The organism is Aeromonas sp. s8 (genome assembly GCF_040907785.1).
In the GTDB taxonomy this organism is placed as follows: domain Bacteria; phylum Pseudomonadota; class Gammaproteobacteria; order Enterobacterales; family Aeromonadaceae; genus Aeromonas; species Aeromonas veronii.
The window spans coordinates 1-21,341 of the sequence record NZ_JBFOCL010000013.1 but is presented as its reverse complement, the minus strand read 5'-3'; the positions used below and the strand labels follow the sequence as shown (position 1 = coordinate 21,341).

Here is a 21,341-nt window from a genome sequence, read left to right as displayed (position 1 = left end):
GTGTTCATTGGAATTGGTATACTGCATCACTTCAAAATCGGGAGTGATGCATGAATTTCACCTTGTTGTTCGATTGGCTCAAGCTTCTTGAGCCGACTTCTGCCCCTACTTTCGTGGTCTGCCTGGTCGGGCTGCTGTTAGTGCTTTTTGGCTTGTTCTATCTTTGGCCATCTCTGTTTGTGGCGAACAATCTGAAGCAGGCAAGCAAAGGATTAGAACCACTGCGTGACCTGCCTGCTTTTGAGAAGTTGGAGCAGGCAACAGCAATGTTTGCATCGCCAAAATTTATAGCTATGAAGCATGCGTGGAAAGAATATGAAGACACTTTGCATAAGCAGAGTGAACTGGCCGAGGGAGAGAGTCGCTTGATAGCTGTTCGCGCGACAACCCTGTCAGCGACCTTCTTCTCAGTGCCAAGTATGGTGGAAATGCCGCTTCGCACTGAGGTTTTCAAGCATCTACCAGGCGTACTTACTGGTATCGGTATTGTCGGCACCTTTTTAGGACTGATGTTGGGATTGTCGCATTTTGATGTATCAGATCCCGCGAAAGTGACCGAAAGTGTTTCTCGCCTGCTCAGTGATGTACTTTACGCTTTTGTTGGGTCTTCATTTGCAATTTTGGCCTCTATTTTAGTTACTGGGTTTGAGAAGGCTCGATGGGGACGTTGCCTTGTATTGCTGGAAAAGCTGACCGAGTCCATTGATGAACTCTTCAAGGGGGGGGTGGGTGAGGAATATTTAGCCGACCTGGTTAAGGCCAGCAATGAAAGTGCAGTGAATGCCCGGCAACTGAAAGACAGCTTGGTGAATGACCTACGCACCATGTTGCAAAACCTGGTTGATACCCAGGTACAGGAAAACTTCAAATTAGCCAACACTCTCTCAACCTCTTATCAAGAAGTCGGTGCGTCTTTAGCTAACCAAATTGGGCGTTCTATCGAAGATAGTCTTAAAGACCCGTTGGAAAAAATTGCTGGATCTGTGAAGCAAGCAAGTGGCGATCAGTCGGGCCAGGTACAGCATCTATTGACTGATGTACTGAGTGCTTTCATGAGCAAACTAGATGCATCTTTCGGCCAACAGTTCAGCGGTTTGCATGAGATGCTCGGTCAGTCCGTAACAGCAATGCAGTCCATGCAGCAAGGCTTTATGGCATTGGTTGACGATATGCGACGAGCTGGAGAATCCTCTTCTCAGCAAAGTTCCTCCATGATCGCGCAACTTCTTGCTGATATGCAGGCTGGCCAAGCAAGTATGCAGACGGGCATGAATGAAATGCTGTCACAGATGCAGACTACGGTAGAACGAATGGGAAGTTCGGGCGAAGATGCCAGTGAGCGTATAGCTCACCAACTTGAGAAATTGTTTGCTGAGAGTGAGGTTCGTCAGCAACAGATGGCCGAAAGTCTGACCAGCTTTATAGAGCAGGTCCAGCAAAGTGTTGGTCAGGGACAGGAAGAGATCATGAGCAACATGTCCACCAACTTGACTCTCTTGAGCTCCCAACTCAACCAGATGTTCCAGACCTTTTCCTCTAACCAAGAGGGAATGGATGCTGCTCATCGTCAGGCACAGGCCGATATCAGGAACACAACGGAGACTGTTATTGGTGGGTTGGATAAGCAGCTTAAAGAGACGCTGCAATTGGTCGAGCAGCAGAGAGAAGTGGCACAGCGGGCTAGCGATAGCCAGCAACAAGCAATGGTTGAGAATCTGGATCATTTTATTGCTCAGATTCAGCACCGAGTAGGTCAGGGGCAAGAAGAGGTTATGGCGAGCATGTCGAGCTCACTAACTCATTTGGGCTCCAAGCTTGAGCAAATGTTCGAGACGTTTGCGACCAATCGAGAGGGCATGGATACAGCGCATAGCCAAGCATTAACTAACGTTCGTACTATGACTGAGAACATTGTTGATGGTCTGCAACAACAGATTCGAGGTTTGATGGCGCTGGTAGAGCAGCAGCGCGAAGAAGCGCAGCAAGTTATTGAAGTTCTTGGTCAGCAAACAAGGGAGCACTTGCAGCAGATGGCACAAGGGGCGGACAAAATGCGCCTCGCTGCGGATCGGTTCGACACGGCAGGCAATAGTGTGGCTCAGGTTGGTGAAACTACTGCCAAAGTGATGGAGTCGGTACAGCAAGTTGGTGGAGACCTGGCAGGCGCTTCTCGTGAGCTCACAACTATCATCGCAGAATACCGCGCTCATCGAGAGTCTGCCGTCAAAATTCTGGGTACTATCGAGTCTGTTGTCGCTGGAGCGCAGAGCGAACAGAGCCAGCGAGTGCAACTTATTAGCGATCTTAAACAACACGGTGAGCGAATGCGTGATCTGAACCGTGAGGCTACAGAATACCTCGACCAGATCGGCAACGCGATGGCAAAGGGGTTCAACGAGTTTGCTGATGGGCTGAATCGAAATCTGGTTAAGACCATGGGGAGTTTGGATAGCGAGTTGGATAAGGCAGTGAAAGGCCTTGCTGGTGGTATTGATGAAATGAAGGAAGGGATTGAGGATCTTTCCGAGTTGTTTGAGTCGGTCAAGGTACGACGCTAAGGGGCTAACTTATGTTCGGGATGAAAGGGGCCTCAACCTCACGTCGCTATGATGAGGCGGAAAAGCCATTTTGGATATCTTATGCCGATCTGATGACCGCCATGATGGTGTTGTTCCTAGTGGTTATGGTTGCCTCACTTGCATCTGTGACCCAGCGAATTCGGGAAGTAGAGGCTGGGGAAAAGCAAAGAGGACAGGATATTACCCGTATCTGTCAAAGCCTGGAGATTCAGGCGCGAAAGAAGAGCAATATCATCAAGGTAGACTGTCGCGACAACCGAATTAGCTTTGGGGAGGCTGGTCGCTTTGGCCACAACCAATATTTTCTCGACCCACAGGGTCAGCAGGCATTGCAGGATGTGGTGCCATTGATCTTGGATGTTGCCAATAGCCCGGAAGGGCAACGTTGGATGAAGCAAGTGGTGGTCGAAGGTTTTACTGATACGGATGGTTCTTACCTCTATAACCTCCATCTGTCCCTACAGCGTTCCGAGTGGGTAATGTGTTCTCTGCTTGATGGGCGGAGCCAGTTGCAGCAGTCCCTATCAGCCGAGCACCAACAGCAGATCCGCAGCTTGTTTTTAGCTGGAGGCGTTTCTTTTAACAATGCAAAGGACAGCAAAGAGGCAAGTCGTCGAGTAGAGTTGCGCATGCAATTTTATGGACTCAAGGAAGACAAGCAGCAGGCAGTGGAGAGCGCACCTCATTTTTCTGGTTTGATGACTGCTGAACGCTGTCAATTGGAGATGCGTTGATGGTGGATGCAATTTCCCGTTTTACCGCGACCTTGGAGTCCAGTGTAGAACGGGTCAAGGAACACTATCTGGAGCGACCTCTACATTCTTTTGCTGCTTTGAAGCAAGCTAGTGCTGAGGTTGAGGCAAGCTTTGACCAAGCGGATGCTGCACCAGAACCACCGAAGGAGAAGCGTCATGCCGCTTTGGCGGCTTTCCTGCGCAATGAACCACTCACTCGACGACAGTGGCGGCTGGTATATGCAGGACTTGTTGACTCTGTTGAGGCAGGTAAACAACTACTAGATGATGAAAGAGTCTTTCCACGAGTGGGTAGGCATGTTCGTGCTCACATCGATAACAGTGGGTTAGCTCGTCGAGATTGGTTGGCACTTTGTTTTAGCTATTTTGGCTATCAGGCAATCGATCCAGAAAAGAGTCAAAACTGGCAACAGTTGCGCACCTATATCCGGGATGGTTACCGAGTTTTACGGAATCCGGCGAAGCTGAAAGCTTGGATGCGGATAGTTGATGAGCACCAAGATCTTTTTCAGAGTGAGGCTGGCTTGCAGTTAGGGCAGCAGATATTTGAGGGGACTGTAACAGACCTTACTCAGCTTCAGACTCTTGCCCAGATCCCGGCAGAAAGTTGGCTCTGGCATCAAGTTATCGCGGTCGTGCAGAAGAAAATTACCGAACTTGATGAGACGAGATTTTTAGCCCGGTTACCGGAGTTGCTGACGCTGATGGGGGTAAACAATAGACGACATGCTGACGAGATCTTAGCCGCTTGTCTTACTCGGTATCGTGATTGTCACTGTCATGCTCAGCCACAACCCCATTTGATGCAAGCTGGTCTGGAGATCTGGGGAAATCCCCAGTTGAAGTCAGAGCAGAATCGTTGGCGCCACCATGTAGGCAAACCAGTGTGCGACATGGTGGGTGCTTGGCTTGCCAAACAGGATTTACAACATTTCTTTAGTTTACTTAAAGGCGAAGGTGAGGTTGATCAGGCTCGCCTCTTCTATTGGCTGCGTTTTGCTGATCAAATGAGCTACACCCGAATTGTGATGGGACGTGATGCACAATTAAACAGGGATGTAGAGTTTGCCCGTTTTCGTGATCAGAATAAGGGGCGCCTAGGGCATTTATCCGGAGGAACGTCAGCCGATAATGCTGTAATTATGCAGATTGGCAGATACCTTTTTGTTGAGTTTTCACGTACAGGAAATGCCTGTTATGTCTATCATGCTGATTCCTGTGGGTTCAATCCAGATGCACATACATTAGAGCTTAATGGTGTTTTGAAACGAGGAAGTACTCGTTGGCGTCATGCTCCTAGGCCATCTAGACCTGATGCGATGGAGGGGTGGCAGACCACTTATGACTATGAATTGCGACGGCTGGGTATTATTCCTACACCACAGGGTGCCCATCAGTCATGGAGTCAATCTGTCAAGCCAGCAGTCCAATCCAATCAAGCATCCTCAGCCAAAGCAGAACCTAAGCGCCAATCTTACAATGTACCTGAACGGCAGACGGCAGCCAGTAACTCAGTGTATTCAGACAGTAAAGGGAAAAGGGATTTTACCCTGTTGCTTGAGCAGTTAGGCGATAACTTGCTGCGCTATGTGGATAACAGCAACAAGTATGGGACTTTCCATATAGAGCTCAGGGAACGGCATGAACGGCATGAATGGTTATTAAAAAGCTGTAACTTCATCGCGGACAAAAACAAACCTCTCATGTTCAGTACAGTTATTCAGGACAATGAAAGCACTAGTACTCCCCAAGCGGCAGTGTCGATAAAAGATGATTTCTCTCTACTGCTAGAACAGTTAGGCGGAAACCTGCGGCACTATACGGATCATCGCGCTAAGGGGGGAGCTTTCCATATAGAGATCAAGCAGCGCAATACAGATGACATTTTGCTTCTTAGACGCAATGGATTTGTGGTCAAAAATGGTAGCCCGTTTATGTTTTGGAAAAAATGATGCTTGGACGTTGGTTTAGCAAATTTGGGAAAAATAAGCATGACCCGGTTGATCTCAGCCCATGTTGGCAGGCGGATCAAAGAGGGCTCGTGTTTGCCGAAAGTATACAGGACGAACCTGCGCGATGGGCCTTGGTTGCCTATTTGGAACAGCTTGCTGAGGAGGATTACGCCGCAGAGCTTAGCGACCGCTGGCTCCTAACTTGGCGTAACTTGTATCGATTACTAGCGGATCCCGAGCATGAAAGCAGTCTGGCGTTGTTATCTTTGCCTCACTTTGCTGATGTACGCCCCAAATTGGAATGTACTGGTAGCCTGCTTGATGCTCATTTTACCGTTGCGATTACTCACTGGTGTGACGGCGCAACAGGAGAACATGTTGAGTTAAAACGCCAAGGGGCGTTAGTAACAACGGCAAAAGGACAGGGTTTGCTGAGCGAGGCTAGCTGGCAGCTCTGTGAAGCGTTGCGTGATCTTGTTCGTTGTCAGAAGGAGCAACCAGGTGAGGCGACCAACTATGAGGGATGGGCCGTTATTCGCAGTGCAGCTAAGGCAGCTAATGCTGACATGGATGGTTTTCTTGCCAAGACCGTGGTTGTCAAGCCTCAGCGACTGGCCTTGCGACCACGGAAGGCTGAGATCGATTCCTGTCCCGTCATTGAGGTTAGCGTTGATTTTCCTGAACAACCGGCAGGGTTCCTTTCCTCATTTGATGCCACGCAACGGGTGCAGGATAGATACCGTATAACGCAGTCAGATGGCACTATTGCTCATGTGGTGATAGAGCCTGAAATTAAACATGTGCTCGAAGCCATCAAGGCGATCCCAGGCAGAAGAGTTGCTGGGGATTCGGCTTTGTCTTTGTTACGTAACCCCTATGCCCTGCTGGGAGAAAAGACCAGCGTAGTACTCGATCCAGATCAGCACGAGCAATCGCTTGTCGATGCGGGGATTTATTTTCATCACTTTCGTCTGGAGCCGCAATTCGAGGTCGAGAGTGGGAAAATCACCATCGTATTGCTGCACCTTTCCCCAATAAGCCGAAAGCCACTCCCAGATGTAACCCTTTGTTTCAATTCACCAGGAGTATTTGCTCCTTTTGTACAAGAGCTTCGCCTTAAGATGGCTGCTGGTATGAGTGCAGGTTTCTGGCAGGGTTTTGAGCTTGAGCTCGGCGACTTTGACGAACAGCAGTTGTTCGACATCGAAAAGTTGCTAGATCGCTGGCAAAGAGAGGTGGCCGGAGAGTTGTTCGATTCTTTGTTTGAGCTTTCTCGCTATGGGGATCGCATCATCGGTCTGGGAGAAGTCGTTCCTGTTTCATCGCCCTTTCTGGCTAGAACCACGGGGCAGGATTGGCTATCGAGCGCGAGCGAGTCGCATGAAATAGAGGAATCCTTGGGAGATGCTATCGCACAGATCAATTTTGATGATTCAGCTCTGCTAGATGAGTTGTCAAAGAGGATTGATGCTGCGCTTGCAAACGACATTGGACATCTTTGTTTGCCCGGTTCTGAGCAACCAGTCCCGTTGCGCTTGGCTGAGCAGTTACAAAAGGAATGGCAAAAGCGCCTTCAAAGCGAAGATACAACAGTTCAAGAATCCATGAGGAAAAATGGCATTGGCTTGTTGATGGAAGAAAACATCGATGAGGTGGGTTATGCCAAGTGGCGACAAGATGCGATTGAACAGGCGCATCTTTCTTCCCCTTCCTTACCGGAGAGACTTAAGCCAGAAATTTCGCTGCGTGAGCACCAATTGCACGGTGTGGCATGGTTACAGCATCTGTTCGAACTGTCGCCAGAACATGTATCTGGTTGCCTCTTAGCCGATGACATGGGCTTAGGTAAAACGATCCAATTGCTGACCTTTGTGGTTGATTATCTGGAACGTCAACCTAGTGGCGATCCTGTTCTTATCGTTGCCCCGGTTTCGTTATTGGATAACTGGGAAGCAGAATTGCGAAAGTTCTTCTATGCCGATGACATTGTCGTCATGCGACTCTACGGTGACGCTCTATCAGAGGCAAAGTTTCGTAGCTATGAAATCCCAGAATCATTGCGTCAGCAGGGTGTAACAAATTTGCTGCGTCCCGGTTGGTTGAAGGAGGCTCGTATCGTGTTAACAACATACGAGACGATGCGTTCCCAAGAGATCTCCTTGGGTCGTCAGTCATGGGCCATGGTGATCTGTGATGAAGCCCAAAAAATCAAAAATCCGGCAGCTATGGTGACTAGGGCTATAAAAGCCATGAAGTCTAGGTTTCGTATCGCTTGTACTGGGACTCCAGTAGAAAACACCCTGATCGATCTTTGGAGCCTGTTTGATTTTGTCCAGCCTGGTTTGCTCGGGGCCTTGAACCAATTTGGTCGTGAATACCAAAAACCAATTGAAGAGGGAGAGTGCAAGGATCTAGCTGCTCTGGCTCGATTACGCTCCTTGATTGAACCTCAAACCTTACGGCGAACCAAGCAGGACGTGGCTAAGGATTTGCCTTCCAAGATAGAAGATCGCACTTGCCGCAATCTGACCATGGTTAGTCGGCAGCGTTCCCTCTATAACCAGCAGATTGGTGAATATCGACAGCGACAATTGGTGCAGGAGGCCGCAGGGAGTAAAGAGAGTTTCATCCTTCCTGTGTTGCATAAACTCAAGCTGGTCTGTGCTCACCCCTATTGTGTGGAGCCTGATCTTTGGTTACGCGAACATTCCCCTAAGATGAGGTGGCTTTTAGAACAACTGGATAACATCCGTCGCAGCGGGGATAAGGTTATCATCTTCACCGAACTACGGGATGTTCAGCGTGAAGTACAGCACGCGGTTAAGGTCCGTTTCGATATATCCCCAACAATCATTAATGGGGACACCAGTACAAGTAGCGATAGCCTGAATAGTCGCCAACGTCTGATTGATCGTTTCCAGGCTGTGACCGGTTTCAATGTAATTATTCTTTCCACCGTGGCGGTGGGGTTTGGTGTCAATGTGCAGGGAGCAAACCATGTGATCCATTTCACCCGATGCTGGAATCCGGCCAAAGAAGATCAGGCGACCGATAGAGCATACCGTATCGGCCAGACCAAGGATGTATTTGTCTATTATCCAACCATACGTGATGCTGAAATTCAGACCTTTGAGGCAACGCTCGATGATTTGCTGGATCAGCGGAGATTGTTAGCGAGTGATATGTTGCAGGGGAAAAAGGATTTACAACTATCGGATTTTGATGGTGTGCTTAACAAATGATGTCATTGCCACACTTTTCAACACTAGCATGTAGCCTTTCTGCTAACGCGCACAAATGACAAGCGTCTGCTCACTAATCCTCATAAGAGGTAATTAGCTGTTTTGTAATTTAGTTACATAGTCACTGTCACGGCAAACAGAACTTGGTTTCCAACTTCAATGTCCTGCTTGTTGGTTGAGCTGGCGGAGGATTGCTATTGAGTTTCCAACTTAAATGTCACTTGTGGGCTCGCTAAGTTACTGAATCGATTGATCAGCTAGTTTCCAACTTAAATGGTCATGATCAGTTTAGGAGCTACAGTTAAGCCTTATAAACAACAGGGCCACCCAGACGGGTGGCCCTTCGTTTACATGGACTTTATCTGCATGCTGCTATCCAAATGTCCGGCTTAAGTCCTTGAGCTGGCTCGCTTTGCTCTGTAAATTGGCACTGGTTTCACTCACCTGATCGATTTTGAGACTGTTATCGTGAGAGAGCGAGGATATCTGGTTGATATTGCGACTGATCTCCTCGATGACCGCTTGTTGCTCGGTGGCCGCGGCGGTGATCTGGTTGGAAAAATCAGAGACCTTGTCTATCTCGACCACAACCTGATTCAGGTTGCCGGTGCTTGCCCGGGTGGTGGCGAGGCAGGCGTTGGTTCTGGTCACATTGAGATGCATCATCTCTTTCCATCCCCCCAGGGTTTGCTGGATATGGCCAATGCTGTTCTGGATCTGCTCTGTCGCCTTGTGGGTTCTGGTCGACAGGCTGCGAACCTCGTCCGCCACCACTGCAAAGCCGCGCCCCTGATCGCCTGCCCGTGCGGCTTCGATGGAGGCATTGAGCGCCAGCAGGTTGGTTTGATCTGCAATGCCGCGAATTTCGCTCATGATGGTGCCGATCCGCTCGGATTCGCTCGCCAGTTCGACGGCTGACTGAAAGGCTTGCTCCGCCTGGGTAGCAAGCGCCGACATCTCTTCTCCTGCTTCCGAAAGCTGGGTGCTGGTGGTGATGCAGTGGCTGCGGGCCTCTTCAATCTGGCTGTTGCTGTCTTGAATATTGCGGTTGATCTCCTCGGCGGCCGAGGCCATCTGGGTGACGGCGGTGGCAATCTGCTGGATCTGCGTGTCTTGCGAAGAGATATCCTGGCTGGCCAGCGAGGCGGAGCCGCGCAGGTCATTGGCCATGGCATTGAGCGACGCGGTGGTGTCATCCACCCTGCCGAGTACGGTACGGATCTTCGCTTGCCCGAGCTTGATATGGAAATCGGCAATGCTGTGGGGGGCATCCCCCGAGAAGATAAGGCGGCTGATGCTGTCGTAATCCTGCTCGAGCTGCTGCAAGAATCGCGGTGTGAGGAAGAGAGGGTGGCGATTGAACCAGATGGCAGCCAAGAGAGGAATGATGACCCAGAGCGCCTGCAGCGGTGAGAGCAGCCAGAGCGCGCTGATCACGCTGACGAGCAGCAGGGGGATGGTCATCATGGCCGGTGTGAGTTGACGCAGGCCCATGTGAATGGCAGAGCCGGTTTCACGGGCTTTAAGGGTTTTGTACATCTTGCTGGCACGTGCTTTGTGCTCTGCGGCGGGACGGCAGCGGACGGATTGGTAACCCACCATCTTGCCATCTTCATAAATCGGGGTGACATAGGCATCAACCCAATAATAGCGACCATCTTTGCAGCGGTTTTTTACCATCCCCCGCCATGGTTTACCCGCCTGCAGGTGGGCCCAGAGATCGGCAAACGCTGCCTTGGGCATGTCGGGGTGGCGCACCAGATTGTGATGCTGCCCCAACATCTCTTCCAGGCGATAGCCTGCCACCTGACAAAACGCCGGATTGGCGTAGGTGATGTCCCCTGTGAGGTCGGTCGTCGATACCAACTGGATATCGTCGGCAAATTCAACCTCGGTATCTGTGGTGTGAAGCGAGCTGGTTACCATGATCAGGCTCCGGTTTCGGCGTAACGGAATACTTCGTTTGAGTATGGCAGAGGATGTTCATTTATTGTGTTGTTGCACATTAACTCTTGTGCTACTTCGTGGGGACGGGATGGGTCTCACATTTTTACAGCGCGGTTTGGCGAGGGGAGGCAAGCCAAGTAACATGGCGTGACTTATGGCTGTGAAGCGAGACAGGTAACGCAATGAAGTTGGATGCGATTTTATGGGATTATGACGGTACTCTGGTCAATTCGGTGCCGAAGAATATCGATATCACCAAGCAGATCCTGGCTGAGGTCGCCCCCCATCTGACCGGAGAATATCTGCCGCGCTATCTGCGCAGCGAAGCGGAGTATCACCATGCCAATCACGCCGCCAAGAACTGGCAGGCGCTCTATATGGATTACTACGGTTTGTCGCGGGACGAGATGGTGCTGGCTGGCAGTCTGTGGGCCAAGCATCAGGAGATGAACCGGACCGAGGTGCGTTTTTTTGCGGGGCTGGAGGCGGTGATTGACCATTTCTCTGCCATTCCCCACGGAATTTGTTCGCAGAACTCCCAAAAAAACATTCGCCGGGTACTGGAGCTGCATGGCGTGAACAGCCTGTTCAAGGCTGTGGTCGGCTATGATGACGTGCCCGGACAGCAGCAAAAACCTCATCCTTTCGGTGGCCTCAAATGTCTGGAGTCTATCTTCGGCCCAGCCAGGTGCCAGTCGCTGATCTATATCGGTGACCATGAAGCGGATGTGCAGTTTGCCCGTCATTTGCAAGCAGCGCTTGGCGAGCAGAGCCGTGTGATATCGGTGGCTGTCGCCTATAGCCGCGCGACCCCGGAGCGCTGGGAACACCAACCCGACCATATCGCCCGTGACGTCGAGGATCTGCTCCCCATCGTCGGGCAATATCTGTAACGCCGGTTGCAGATTGCCGTACGGAATAGACAAAACGCCGATCAGTTGATCGGCGTTTTGTCTATGGGAAGCCTGATGGTTTCACACTCAGCTGGCTTAACACTCTACCTGCTTAAAAATGGGTGGTTTAAAACAGCAGTTGTGTCAGGTAGCCCATCAGGATCGCCATGCCAAGGATCACGGTAAGGAAGGCCGCAATCATCGGGATTCTGAACATGGATTTGAGCAGGATTACCTCGGTCAGACTGGCACCGGCACTGCCGATGATCAGCGCCATGACGGCGCCCATTCCCATCCCTTTACCCAGTAGTACCAACGCCAGCGGGATCACGGCTTCGGCGCGGATGTAGAGCGGGATCCCGACGATGGCGCTGAAGGGGATGGCCAGCGGGTTGTCGGCGCCGGCATGGGCGGCGATCCACTCGGCCGGAATAAAACCGTAAATAAACGAGCCGATTAGCACCCCCAGCAGCAGGAAGGGCAATACCGCTTTGAACTGCTGCCAGGCATCGATGCGAGCTTTGACCCAGGCGGTGGGGAGCTGTGGTGCTCTGGTCAGGGCTGCCGTGCCATCGCCGCAGCAGGAGAGGGTGGCCTGCTCTGCCATCTCTGGTTGCGGAGCCGGGCAGCATGCTGCCCCGTTGAGGGGTTTGATTGCGCGAATGGCACTGCGTTGGTTGTCACTGCAATTTGTTTGAGTTGTGGCGCGGGTCGCCGGGCTACAGTCGCTACCGCAAGAGGGGGTGGCCTCTTTGGGGTCGATGACATGGCGCTCGAATCCCAATCTGTCGAGCAGCATGCTCGCCATGACGGAGACACTGGCGGCGATCACGGCGTAGAGCAGGGTCACTTTCCAGCCAAAGGTGGCCCACATCAAGCCGACGATGATGGGGTTCAGCAGTGGCGAAATAAACAGGAAGGTGAGGGTGGGGCCAAAGCCAGCCTTGGCCGAGAGCAGCCCTCTCAGCATGGGGATGGTGGAGCAGCTGCAAAAGGGGGTGACGGCACCGAGCAGGGCCGAGAGCAGATAGCCCTTGCCATGTCTCGCCCCCAGCATCCGCTGGATCTTCTTGTCGGGGATCTTCTGACGGATCAGGCTGACCCCGGCGCTAATGACCAGAAACAGCACCGACAGCTCGACAGCCAGAAACAGGAACATCTGGGCTGCATCGGTCAGCATGGTTAACCACTCATTCATTGTCGTATCCTCACTTAGTTTCTATATTTCCAAAATAATCGAAATGAATGGCCGATCAAGATATTTCTGGTATTATCGAAATATCACATTCGTGGAGGGAGCAGAGATGCAACTGGAAGAGGTCGCCAAGGCATTGAAAGAGCTGGGTCATCCGACCCGGTTGTTTATCTTCAAGCATCTGGTCAAGGCGGGAGAGCAGGGGCTGCCGGTGGGGGAGCTGCAAAAGCAGCTGGCGATCCCCGCTTCCACCCTCAGCCACCATATCGCGGCGCTGGTCTCGGTGGGGCTGGTGAAGCAAAACCGGGAGAGTCGCACCCTGCTTTGCGTCTCTCAATACGCGGTGTTGGAGGAGATCATCGCTTTTTTCCGCGATGAGTGTTGCGTCAACAGCCCGGAGCATCGGCAAGATCAAAGGCAAGAGCTGCCTTCCTGAGGGCTATGGCTGCTAGTAGTGCGGTCAGTTGCGCTGCGCGCAATAAAAAAACGCCGATCATGTGATCGGCGTTTTGCATTGATGTCGCTAGATTCGGGCATTAACCCAGATTGGCTGCGACCTTGCTTTGGGCTTGTCCTTTGCGCTTGATGACAAAGCCAATGCCCAACACCACCAGCCAGGCTGGGATCAGTTCGACCGAGATGCGGAAATCTGGGGTCATATACATGATCACCAGAATACCGGCCATGAACGCGAGGCAGAGATAGTTGCCGAAGGGGTACCAGAACGCCTTGAACTTGGGCTGGACACCCTCTGCGACCTTGGCCTTGCGGAACTTGAGGTGCGCGAGGCTGATCATCGCCCAGTTGATCACCAGTGCGGAGACCACCAGCGCCATCAGCAGGCCGAACGCCTTGCCCGGCATCAGGTAGTTGATCAGCACGCAGAGCAGGGTGGCGATGGCCGAGACCGAGAGGGCAACCAGCGGCACGCCGCTCTTGTTGGTCTTGAGCAGGGCTTTCGGGCCGTTGCCCTGCTTGGCCAGACCGAACAGCATCCGGCTGTTGCAGTAGACGCAGCTGTTGTAGACCGACAGTGCCGCCGTCAGCACCACGATGTTGAGTACGGTGGCGACCAGATTGCTGTCCAGTGCATGGAAGATCATCACGAACGGGCTGCCGCCTTCCACCACTTTACCCCAAGGGTAGAGGGACATCAGGATAGCCAGAGCACCGATGTAGAAGATGAGGATGCGGTAGATCACCTGATTGGTGGCCTTGGGAATGCTCTTCTCGGGGTTGTCCGCTTCCGCGGCGGTAATGCCCACCAGCTCCAGACCGCCAAAGGAGAACATGATCACCGCCATCGCCATCACCAGACCGCTGATGCCGTTGGGGAAGAAACCGCCCTGAGCCCACAGGTTGGTCACGCTCGCCTCGGGGCCGCCGGCACCGGAGATGAGCAGATAGCCGCCAAAGCCAATCATGCCGATGATGGCGACCACCTTGATGATGGCGAACCAGAACTCCATCTCGCCAAACGCTTTGACGTTGGAGAGGTTGATGGCGTTGATCAGCACGAAGAAGAAGGCTGCCGACATCCAGGTCGGGATCTCGGGCCACCAGTACTGGACATAGATGCCCACCGCGGTCAGCTCGGCCATGCTCACCAGCACGTAGAGCACCCAGTAGTTCCAGCCGGACGCAAAACCGGCAAACTCGCCCCAGTATTTGTAGGCAAAGTGGCTGAAGGAGCCGGCTACCGGCTCTTCCACCACCATTTCACCGAGCTGGCGCATGATCAGGAAGGCGATAAAGCCGCCGATGGCATAACCCAGCAGGACTGAGGGGCCTGCCATCTTGATGGTTTGGGCAATGCCCAGAAAGAGGCCGGTGCCGATGGCGCCGCCCAAAGCAATCAACTGAATGTGGCGGTTTTTAAGGCCGCGCTTCAGCTCCTCACCGTCTTGTTTCAAATCCATGGGTCTGTCCTTACGTCTCTGTTGTCTCTGGTCGGTGTTGGGCTCATCCTGAGCAGGCCGCAGTGCGTAGCCAAAACCTGACGAAAGCTGTATTTATTTCGTTACGCAATGCCATTTTCAATTTTTAGTGTTGGCTGGCAACCGAAGCAGAATAGTGATAATCCGCCATGAATGCACCTGTTTTCCATCTCTAATGGCCGTGTTTTGTACCAAAGGCAGCTTTTTCATGATCTGAAGAGGCTTCTTGGTAGTTTTTGGTTGATGTTTGTGCAATCGAATTCTGTTTTATTGACATTTTGTCTTGTTGGTGTGCTTTTGTGGTGCCAAGCCACAAATGGATGCAAATGATGCCAAACAAGCGAGAGTACAGGGAAGAGTGCAGGGAGTTGGAGTACAGAGAGCGCGAAAGCGTGCTGCAACAAGGGGTTGCCCGGAGTGTGCTGGTGGCGCTCTGGTTAGGGATTGCCGCCAGTCCGCTGTTGTTGCTGGTGGCCGCCACCATGCTGCTGGGTTGGCTGTTACTCGGTGATCAGGAGTTGCTGCACTACTGGCAGTCGCTGTTGCTGGTGGGTGGGGTAACGGGGGCGCTCGTTGGCGGCTGGCTGGCGGAGCGGGTTCGCCTGCGCCACGGTTTGCTGGCCTTCTATGCCCGGTTGATGAACAACCCTGAGCTCAATCGTTAGTGAACGCTGGCTGTTTGCCGAGCGCAGCAGAACGGAATCGAATAGCGGCTAACTGGCTGCGGGTGACAAGGGCACAACGCCAAGGTCGACAAGAAGAGGGATAAGCATTTGTGGTGCTTATCCCTTTTTTATCCATTCTTTTCACTGCCATCTATGTGAATTGCAGTTCGCCACAGCTGACTTTCGCCGCGACACTGTAATTTTTATCTTTTGTTGATGCCGATAGCTGTCAAGCTGGCTTAACAGAGCTGGCGGCGCAGACCGGTTGCCTCGAGAACCTTGGCGCTGATCTCCTCCACCGAGTGGGAGCTGGTATCGAGGAAGCGTATCGCCTCCTGGCGAAACAGCCTCTCCACGCAGGCCAGCTCCTGCTCGCACTGTTCGATGGAGGAGTAGCGGCTGTTTGCACGGCGCTGGTTGCGGATCTCGTGCAGCCGCTGCGGCGCTATGGTGAGGCCAAACAGCTTGTGACGGTTGGCCTTGAGGGGGGCGGGCAGCTCCAGCATCCCCATGTCCTGCTCGATAAAGGGGTAGTTGGCGGCGCGAATGCCAAACTGCAGCGCCAGATAGAGGCTGGTGGGGGTTTTGCCGCAGCGGGAGACCCCGATCAGGATGATGTCCGCCTCATCGTACTCCCTGGTGGTGATGCCATCGTCGTTGGCCAGTGCGAAGTTGACCGCCTCGATGCGATCGTCATAGAGCTTGCGGTTCTCCATGCCGTGGGTGCGGTGGAGGCGGGGCTCGGCTTTTACCCCCAGCTCCTGCTCCAGCGGGCTGACGAAGGTGTTGAGAAAGTCGTGGCCGCACGCTTCCGATTTCAGTACCTCTTCCCGTACCAGCGGGTCGACAATGGTGTGAAACACGATGGGACGTACCCCGGTCTGGCGAAACTGCTCGTCGATCCGCATCCGTACCTGACGGGCTTTCTCCAGTGTCTCCACAAAGGGGATAGTGATCTGCTCGAAGGCCAGCGGAAACTGGCTCAGTACCGCGTGGCCGAACACTTCGGCGGTGATGGCGGTGCCGTCTGAAACATAAAATACGGTGTGCACGTGGGGCTCCTGTGATACCGCGGGTGGGGTCGCATGGGGTAAGGGGTGAGAAGTATCTCCCGAAACCATACCAGTTTTGTCAACCGGTCTGCTGTGCCCAAGTTGTGAAGTGGCTTGCAAACCTGAATCGTTATCTTTTTGTGTCGCCATTGTAGAATGTTCCGGTCATTCGACCATCCCCACCTCTTGCTCGGGGATTTTTTTGAAAACCAATAGAAAACGTTTTCATGGTCGTTGGCAACAAAAGAAACAGACAATAACGCACCTGACTTACCCATAACCTCATCGATTAAATCGGGCGCACGAGGTGCTATGGCATCGGTGCCCACCAACCTGGAGACATCCAAGTGCAACAGTACGTGCTCTGGTACGAACAACTCGGAATGCAGGACGTAGAACGAGTTGGCGGCAAGAACGCATCCCTTGGCGAGATGATCAGCAACCTCTCTGGCGCCGGCGTATCCGTGCCGGGGGGCTTTGCTACCACCGCCTTTGCGTTTAACGAGTTTCTGGAGTCAAGCGGCCTCAACGGCAAGATCCACCATCTGCTCGACAATCTGGACGTGGACGATATCGCCGCCCTCAACCGGGCCGGTCAGCAGATCCGCGACTGGGTGATCGACGCCCCGTTCCAGCCCGAGCTGGAGCAGGCTATCCGGGTTGCCTATGAGAAGTTGAGTGCCGGTGTCGAGGCCTCGTTTGCGGTGCGCTCCTCCGCCACCGCCGAGGATATGCCGGACGCCTCCTTTGCCGGTCAGCAGGAGACCTTCCTCAACGTACGTGGCATCGATGCCGTCATGACGGCGGTCAAGCATGTGTTTGCTTCCCTGTTCAACGATCGCGCTATCTCCTATCGGGTGCATCAGGGCTACGACCACAAGGGTGTTGCCCTCTCGGCCGGGGTACAGCGGATGGTGCGTTCCGATCTCGCCGCCTCCGGCGTCATGTTTACTCTGGATACCGAGTCCGGCTTCAACGACGTGGTCTTTATCACCGGGGCTCATGGTCTTGGCGAGATGGTGGTGCAGGGGGCGGTCAACCCGGATGAATTCTATGTGCACAAGCCGACTCTCAAGGGGGGCCGCCCGGCGGTGGTGCGCAAGACCCTCGGCTCCAAGCTTATCAAGATGACCTACTCGGACGATGCCGGTCACGGCCGCCAGGTGAAGATTGTCGACACCGATGAGGCCGAGCGCAGCCGCTTCTGCATCAGCGATGAGGAGGTGATGGCGCTGGCGAAACAGGCCCTCATCATCGAGCAGCACTATGGCCGCCCGATGGATATCGAGTGGGCCAAGGATGGTCAGGATGGCCAGCTCTACATAGTGCAGGCCCGCCCGGAAACCGTGCGCAGCCGTCAGGAGGCCAACACCCTCGAGCGTTTTGCTCTCAAGCAAGCGGGCAAGGTGCTGATCGAGGGGCGGGCCATCGGCCACAAGATTGGCGCGGGTCCGGCGCGGGTCATCTCTTCCATCAGCCAGATGGACGAAGTGCAGCCCGGCGATGTGCTGGTGACCGACATGACCGACCCGGACTGGGAGCCCATCATGAAGCGGGCCTCCGCCATCGTCACCAACCGGGGTGGCCGCACCTGTCACGCCGCCATTATCGCCCGTGAGCTGGGCATTCCGGCTGTGGTCGGCTGTGGCAACGCTACCGATCATATTCAGCCGGGCCAGCGGATCACCGTCTCCTGCGCGGAAGGGGATACCGGTTTTATCTATGACGGCGAGCTGGACTTCGACGTGGCGGTGACCGAGGTGGGCAATATGCCGCGCCTGCCCATCAAGATCATGATGAACGTCGGCAACCCGGACCGCGCTTTCGACTTTGCCCAGTTGCCCAATGCCGGGGTAGGGCTGGCGCGCCTTGAATTCATCATCAACCGGATGATCGGCGTGCACCCCAAGGCCTTGCTGGAGTTTGACCTGCAAACCCCAGAGCTGCAGGCCACCATCGGCAAGATGATCGCCGGTTACGACAGCCCGCGGGAGTTCTATGTGGCCAAGCTGACCGAGGGGATCGCCACTCTGGGCGCTGCGTTCTGGCCGGAGCGGGTGATCGTGCGGATGTCAGACTTCAAGTCCAACGAGTACGCCAATCTAGTGGGCGGTCGTGGCTACGAGCCCCACGAGGAGAACCCGATGATCGGTTTTCGTGGCGCCTCCCGCTACATCGCCGACAGCTTCCGCCCCTGCTTTGCCCTCGAGTGCGAGGCGATCAAGCGGGTGCGCGATGTGATGGGGTTGACCAACATCGAGGTGATGATCCCCTTCGTGCGCACCGTGGGCGAGGCGGAGCAGGTGATCGACATCCTGGCCGAGAACGGTCTGCGCCGTGGCGAGCGGGGGCTCAAGGTGATCATGATGTGCGAGATCCCGAGCAATGCCCTCTTGGCAGACAAGTTCCTCGAGCACGTGGACGGCTTCTCCATCGGCTCCAATGACATGACCCAGCTCACCCTTGGGCTGGATCGGGACTCGGGGCTGATTGCCCACCTGTTCGACGAGCGCAACGAGGCGGTCAAGGCGCTGCTGTCGATGGCGATCCAGGCTGCGCGCAAGGCGGGCAAGTACGTGGGGATCTGCGGTCAGGGGCCATCCGATCACCCGGACTTTGCCGCCTGGCTGGTGGAGCAGGGGATCGATTCGGTGTCGCTCAACCCCGATACCGTGGTCGATACCTGGCTCTATCTGGCGGAGCAGTATGACGGTAAATTAAAGTAGTGAAACGCGGCCGCTAGTTTGCACAGTCGTTAATTAGAACAGCAGTTACGGCTTTAATATCATGATGCAACAATGCCAGTCAGGTCTATCTGACTGGCATTGTTTTTAGCCATTTTCTGTACCTAGTGAAACATCTATTTGGTTGTCATAGCTTGAGTTTCAGTTGAGCGACATTGATGTCGTGATGTCGGTGGATTGCTTTTTTATAACTTCCGTTGTTTTTAAACCATATCTATTGAATGAATATCTTATATGGCCTCAATTGGGGTGCATTTAAGTTGTTGATATTTAAGTTAAAGAAGTTCCTTTCGATTTAATTCAATAGTGTCGGGTATTCACCTTCCAGCAGATACATTTTTGCAACAGTTGTTCTCTCCGATGAGCTCTATGTTCTATCCATTAAGATCTGTCACCTTGGAGCAATGGATATGCGTACCCAAATCATCGACAAGTCCGTGGTTGTCTCAGCTATAGAAGGCAATGTGGAGATTGTGCTGGCTGATGGAAGCAGCCGCCCTCTGCAAAAAGGGGAAATTCTCCAACCCGGAGCCAAGTTGACCATAGCGGATGATGCAAAGCTGGCTCTTTCCCCTTATGACGATACTCCTGCATCGGATGTACCGGCAGGTTTCGAGTCGGCTGAACCAGCTCAACCGCAAGTGGCGGCTAGCCAGGAAGGCGCTCCTTCAGATATTGCCGCATTGCAAGAATCGATTCTGCAGGGCGTTGACCCGACTCAAAACTTTGAGGCTTCTGCTGCTGGTGGGGCTCCTGCTGCCGGTGGGGGCGGTGGTATTGGTGGGGTTGCGGGGACCAGTGGTAATGGTGGTTTCGTAACAATTGATCGAACAGGCGATGCCACGATAGCGGCTGCAGGGTTTGATACCACCTACGATACGGCCGCTGTCATCAATGAAAATCAGGCCGAAGATTTGATTCTTGAAAATCAGCTTGATGATTTGGGCGAAACCGCCGTGACCCTGGAAGACACTCAGGTCAGTGGGAATTTGCTCGACAATAGTACCAATCCAGATGGACCCGCTGATGCCTCTATCGTTTCATATGACTGGGGTATCAATATTGGAGTCCCTGCCGGTGTTGCTGCCACCATTACCGGAGTGGGCACGCTGATCATCAATCCGGATGGGAGCTATACCTTCACTCCTGCGCCTAATTATGATGGCGCAGCTCCCTCGGTGAACTATCAGGTAACTGATGGCCAGGATACAGTGACTTCAACACTCGTTATCTCCATTACTCCGGTAGATGAGGAGGTTAGCCTTGATGGGCTTACTCTGGAAGGGGGAGAGGTGTTGGTCAGTGATGCCAACCTGGCGGATGGTTCAACCCCCGATGCGACAGTGTTGACTCAAGGTGGCGTGTTTACCTTCAACGCTCCTGACGGCGTGCAAAGCCTTACGCTGGGCGGCGTGCTACTCGTCAGCAACGGCCAGCTCATCACCGGATTCCCTCAGGCGATCCCCAGCCAGTTGGGTAATCAGCTGATTGTGACAGGTATTAACTTCAACGTTGTCACCGGAACAGGAAGTGTTAGCTACAGCTACACCCTGAACGACAACGAGGCGCACCCGACGGCGAATGGCAACAACAGCCTGTTTGAAGACTTCGCGGTGAGCCTGGTGGACAGCGATGGGGACTCGGCGACGAACACCCTGAGCGTGCAGATAGTGGATGATGTACCGACGGCGGTGAACGACACCAATGGCACGGCGAGCGAAAGCAGCGTCACCCTCACCGGCAACGTCATTACCAACGACGTGCAGGGGGCGGATGGTGCGGCGGTGACTGCGCGCACTCTGCCCGGGATCTACGGCAGCCTGGTGCTCAATGCCGATGGCACCTACACCTACACCCTCGACCCGGCAGACCCGCAATTTGTGGCGCTGCCGGGCGGGGCGACGGGGAGTGAAGTGTTCACCTATACCCTGACCGATGCGGACGGGGATGTGAGCACGGCGACCCTGACCCTGGCCATCAGGAACGACGATGACGGGGTGACCATCACCAACCTCATTCCACAAGGGGCGGGTGGCGATGCCATCGTGTACGAAGATGATCTGCTGGCAGGGCGCGGCGACATTGAGTCGGCGGGGTCGGACAGCAGTAAGGAGTCGACCACGGTGCCCGGCAGCTTCACCATCAGCGCACCGGACGGGGTGCAGAGCCTGAGCGTGGGTGGCATCAACATCGTGGTGAACGGGGTGGTGGCGGGCTTCCCGCTGAGCGGGGTGACCACGCCGCTGGGCAACACCCTGACCATCACCGGGTACAACTCGGCGACCGGGCTGGTGAGCTACAGCTACACCCTGAACGACAACGAGGCGCACCCGACGGCGAATGGCAACAACAGCCTGTTTGAAGACTTCGCGGTGAGCCT

At 53.8% G+C, this 21,341-nt stretch carries 13 protein-coding genes; 9 read left to right on the top strand and 4 right to left on the bottom strand.

Going from position 1 to position 21,341, the window contains the following annotated elements; translation table 11 throughout:
* The first annotated feature begins 50 nt into the window (after nucleotides 1-50).
* Genes zorA through zorD form a run of 4 tightly spaced genes read left to right on the top strand, consistent with a single transcriptional unit; the run spans nucleotide 51 to nucleotide 8,528 of the window.
* On the top strand, nucleotides 51-2,558 hold the full coding sequence (gene zorA / locus AB5Y86_RS03475) for an anti-phage ZorAB system protein ZorA (protein WP_088869620.1): 2,508 nt from the start codon (nucleotides 51-53) through the stop codon (nucleotides 2,556-2,558).
* Nucleotides 2,559-2,569: 11 nt separating this feature from the next.
* The gene (gene zorB1, locus AB5Y86_RS03470) at nucleotides 2,570-3,313 is read left to right on the top strand and encodes a type I Zorya anti-phage system protein ZorB1 (RefSeq protein WP_368192151.1); all 744 of its coding nucleotides are present in this window, start codon (nucleotides 2,570-2,572) and stop codon (nucleotides 3,311-3,313) included.
* Complete coding sequence (zorC, locus tag AB5Y86_RS03465) at nucleotides 3,313-5,286, top strand: type I Zorya anti-phage system protein ZorC (protein ID WP_088869618.1); 1,974 nt, start codon at nucleotides 3,313-3,315, stop codon at nucleotides 5,284-5,286. The genes zorB1 and zorC overlap by 1 nt, the downstream gene beginning before the upstream one ends.
* Nucleotides 5,283-8,528 carry a type I Zorya anti-phage system protein ZorD gene (zorD, locus tag AB5Y86_RS03460; RefSeq protein WP_197971419.1) on the top strand — a complete coding sequence of 1,082 codons (3,246 nt, stop codon included), beginning with the start codon at nucleotides 5,283-5,285 and terminating at the stop codon, nucleotides 8,526-8,528. The genes zorC and zorD overlap by 4 nt, the downstream gene beginning before the upstream one ends.
* A 372-nt stretch (nucleotides 8,529-8,900) precedes the next feature.
* Here zorD and AB5Y86_RS03455 read toward each other — a convergent pair whose 3' ends face one another.
* Nucleotides 8,901-10,454: a methyl-accepting chemotaxis protein gene (locus tag AB5Y86_RS03455; protein ID WP_368192150.1), complete on the bottom strand. Its 1,554-nt coding sequence runs from the start codon at nucleotides 10,452-10,454 to the stop codon at nucleotides 8,901-8,903.
* Nucleotides 10,455-10,657: 203 nt separating this feature from the next.
* Here AB5Y86_RS03455 and AB5Y86_RS03450 point away from each other — a divergent pair, with 203 nt between their 5' ends.
* Nucleotides 10,658-11,368 (top strand): HAD family hydrolase, encoded by a 711-nt coding sequence (locus tag AB5Y86_RS03450; RefSeq protein ID WP_368192149.1) that lies wholly within the window; start codon nucleotides 10,658-10,660, stop codon nucleotides 11,366-11,368.
* A gap of 127 nt (nucleotides 11,369-11,495) precedes the next feature.
* On the opposite strand, the gene AB5Y86_RS03445 is transcribed toward AB5Y86_RS03450, so the two are convergent.
* Nucleotides 11,496-12,566, bottom strand: coding sequence for a permease (locus AB5Y86_RS03445; protein WP_368192148.1), 1,071 nt, complete (start codon nucleotides 12,564-12,566; stop codon nucleotides 11,496-11,498).
* A 106-nt stretch (nucleotides 12,567-12,672) separates the two neighbouring features.
* On the opposite strand from AB5Y86_RS03445, the gene AB5Y86_RS03440 reads away from it, so the two are divergent.
* On the top strand, nucleotides 12,673-12,999 hold the full coding sequence (locus tag AB5Y86_RS03440) for a helix-turn-helix transcriptional regulator (RefSeq protein WP_005344826.1): 327 nt from the start codon (nucleotides 12,673-12,675) through the stop codon (nucleotides 12,997-12,999).
* Nucleotides 13,000-13,099: 100 nt separating this feature from the next.
* On the opposite strand, the gene AB5Y86_RS03435 is transcribed toward AB5Y86_RS03440, so the two are convergent.
* Complete coding sequence (locus tag AB5Y86_RS03435) at nucleotides 13,100-14,482, bottom strand: amino acid permease (protein ID WP_005333893.1); 1,383 nt, start codon at nucleotides 14,480-14,482, stop codon at nucleotides 13,100-13,102.
* 347 nt (nucleotides 14,483-14,829) lie between these two features.
* On the opposite strand from AB5Y86_RS03435, the gene AB5Y86_RS03430 reads away from it, so the two are divergent.
* The gene (locus AB5Y86_RS03430) at nucleotides 14,830-15,165 is read left to right on the top strand and encodes a hypothetical protein (protein ID WP_322112650.1); all 336 of its coding nucleotides are present in this window, start codon (nucleotides 14,830-14,832) and stop codon (nucleotides 15,163-15,165) included.
* A 239-nt stretch (nucleotides 15,166-15,404) separates the two neighbouring features.
* Here AB5Y86_RS03430 and AB5Y86_RS03425 read toward each other — a convergent pair whose 3' ends face one another.
* On the bottom strand, nucleotides 15,405-16,217 hold the full coding sequence (locus tag AB5Y86_RS03425) for a pyruvate, water dikinase regulatory protein (RefSeq protein WP_245132429.1): 813 nt from the start codon (nucleotides 16,215-16,217) through the stop codon (nucleotides 15,405-15,407).
* 347 nt (nucleotides 16,218-16,564) lie between these two features.
* Here AB5Y86_RS03425 and ppsA point away from each other — a divergent pair, with 347 nt between their 5' ends.
* Nucleotides 16,565-18,943, top strand: a complete 2,379-nt coding sequence (ppsA, locus tag AB5Y86_RS03420) for a phosphoenolpyruvate synthase (RefSeq protein ID WP_368192147.1) — start codon at nucleotides 16,565-16,567, stop codon at nucleotides 18,941-18,943.
* Nucleotides 18,944-19,371: 428 nt separating this feature from the next.
* A partial coding sequence (locus AB5Y86_RS03415) for a retention module-containing protein (RefSeq protein ID WP_368192146.1) occupies nucleotides 19,372-21,341 on the top strand: 1,970 nt, incomplete at its 3' end.

Excerpts from the sequence above, each read along its gene's own strand:
- AB5Y86_RS03450 (WP_368192149.1), top strand. The coding sequence starts at position 10,658 with ATGAAGTTGGATGCGATTTTATGGGATTATGACGGTACTCTGGTCAAT.
- zorA (WP_088869620.1), top strand. The coding sequence starts at position 51 with ATGAATTTCACCTTGTTGTTCGATTGGCTCAAGCTTCTTGAGCCGACT.
- AB5Y86_RS03445 (WP_368192148.1), bottom strand. The coding sequence starts at position 12,566 with ATGAATGAGTGGTTAACCATGCTGACCGATGCAGCCCAGATGTTCCTG.
- AB5Y86_RS03435 (WP_005333893.1), bottom strand. The coding sequence starts at position 14,482 with ATGGATTTGAAACAAGACGGTGAGGAGCTGAAGCGCGGCCTTAAAAAC.
- AB5Y86_RS03455 (WP_368192150.1), bottom strand. The coding sequence starts at position 10,454 with ATGGTAACCAGCTCGCTTCACACCACAGATACCGAGGTTGAATTTGCC.
- zorB1 (WP_368192151.1), top strand. The coding sequence starts at position 2,570 with ATGTTCGGGATGAAAGGGGCCTCAACCTCACGTCGCTATGATGAGGCG.
- AB5Y86_RS03440 (WP_005344826.1), top strand. The coding sequence starts at position 12,673 with ATGCAACTGGAAGAGGTCGCCAAGGCATTGAAAGAGCTGGGTCATCCG.
- zorC (WP_088869618.1), top strand. The coding sequence starts at position 3,313 with ATGGTGGATGCAATTTCCCGTTTTACCGCGACCTTGGAGTCCAGTGTA.
- zorD (WP_197971419.1), top strand. The coding sequence starts at position 5,283 with ATGATGCTTGGACGTTGGTTTAGCAAATTTGGGAAAAATAAGCATGAC.
- AB5Y86_RS03430 (WP_322112650.1), top strand. The coding sequence starts at position 14,830 with ATGCCAAACAAGCGAGAGTACAGGGAAGAGTGCAGGGAGTTGGAGTAC.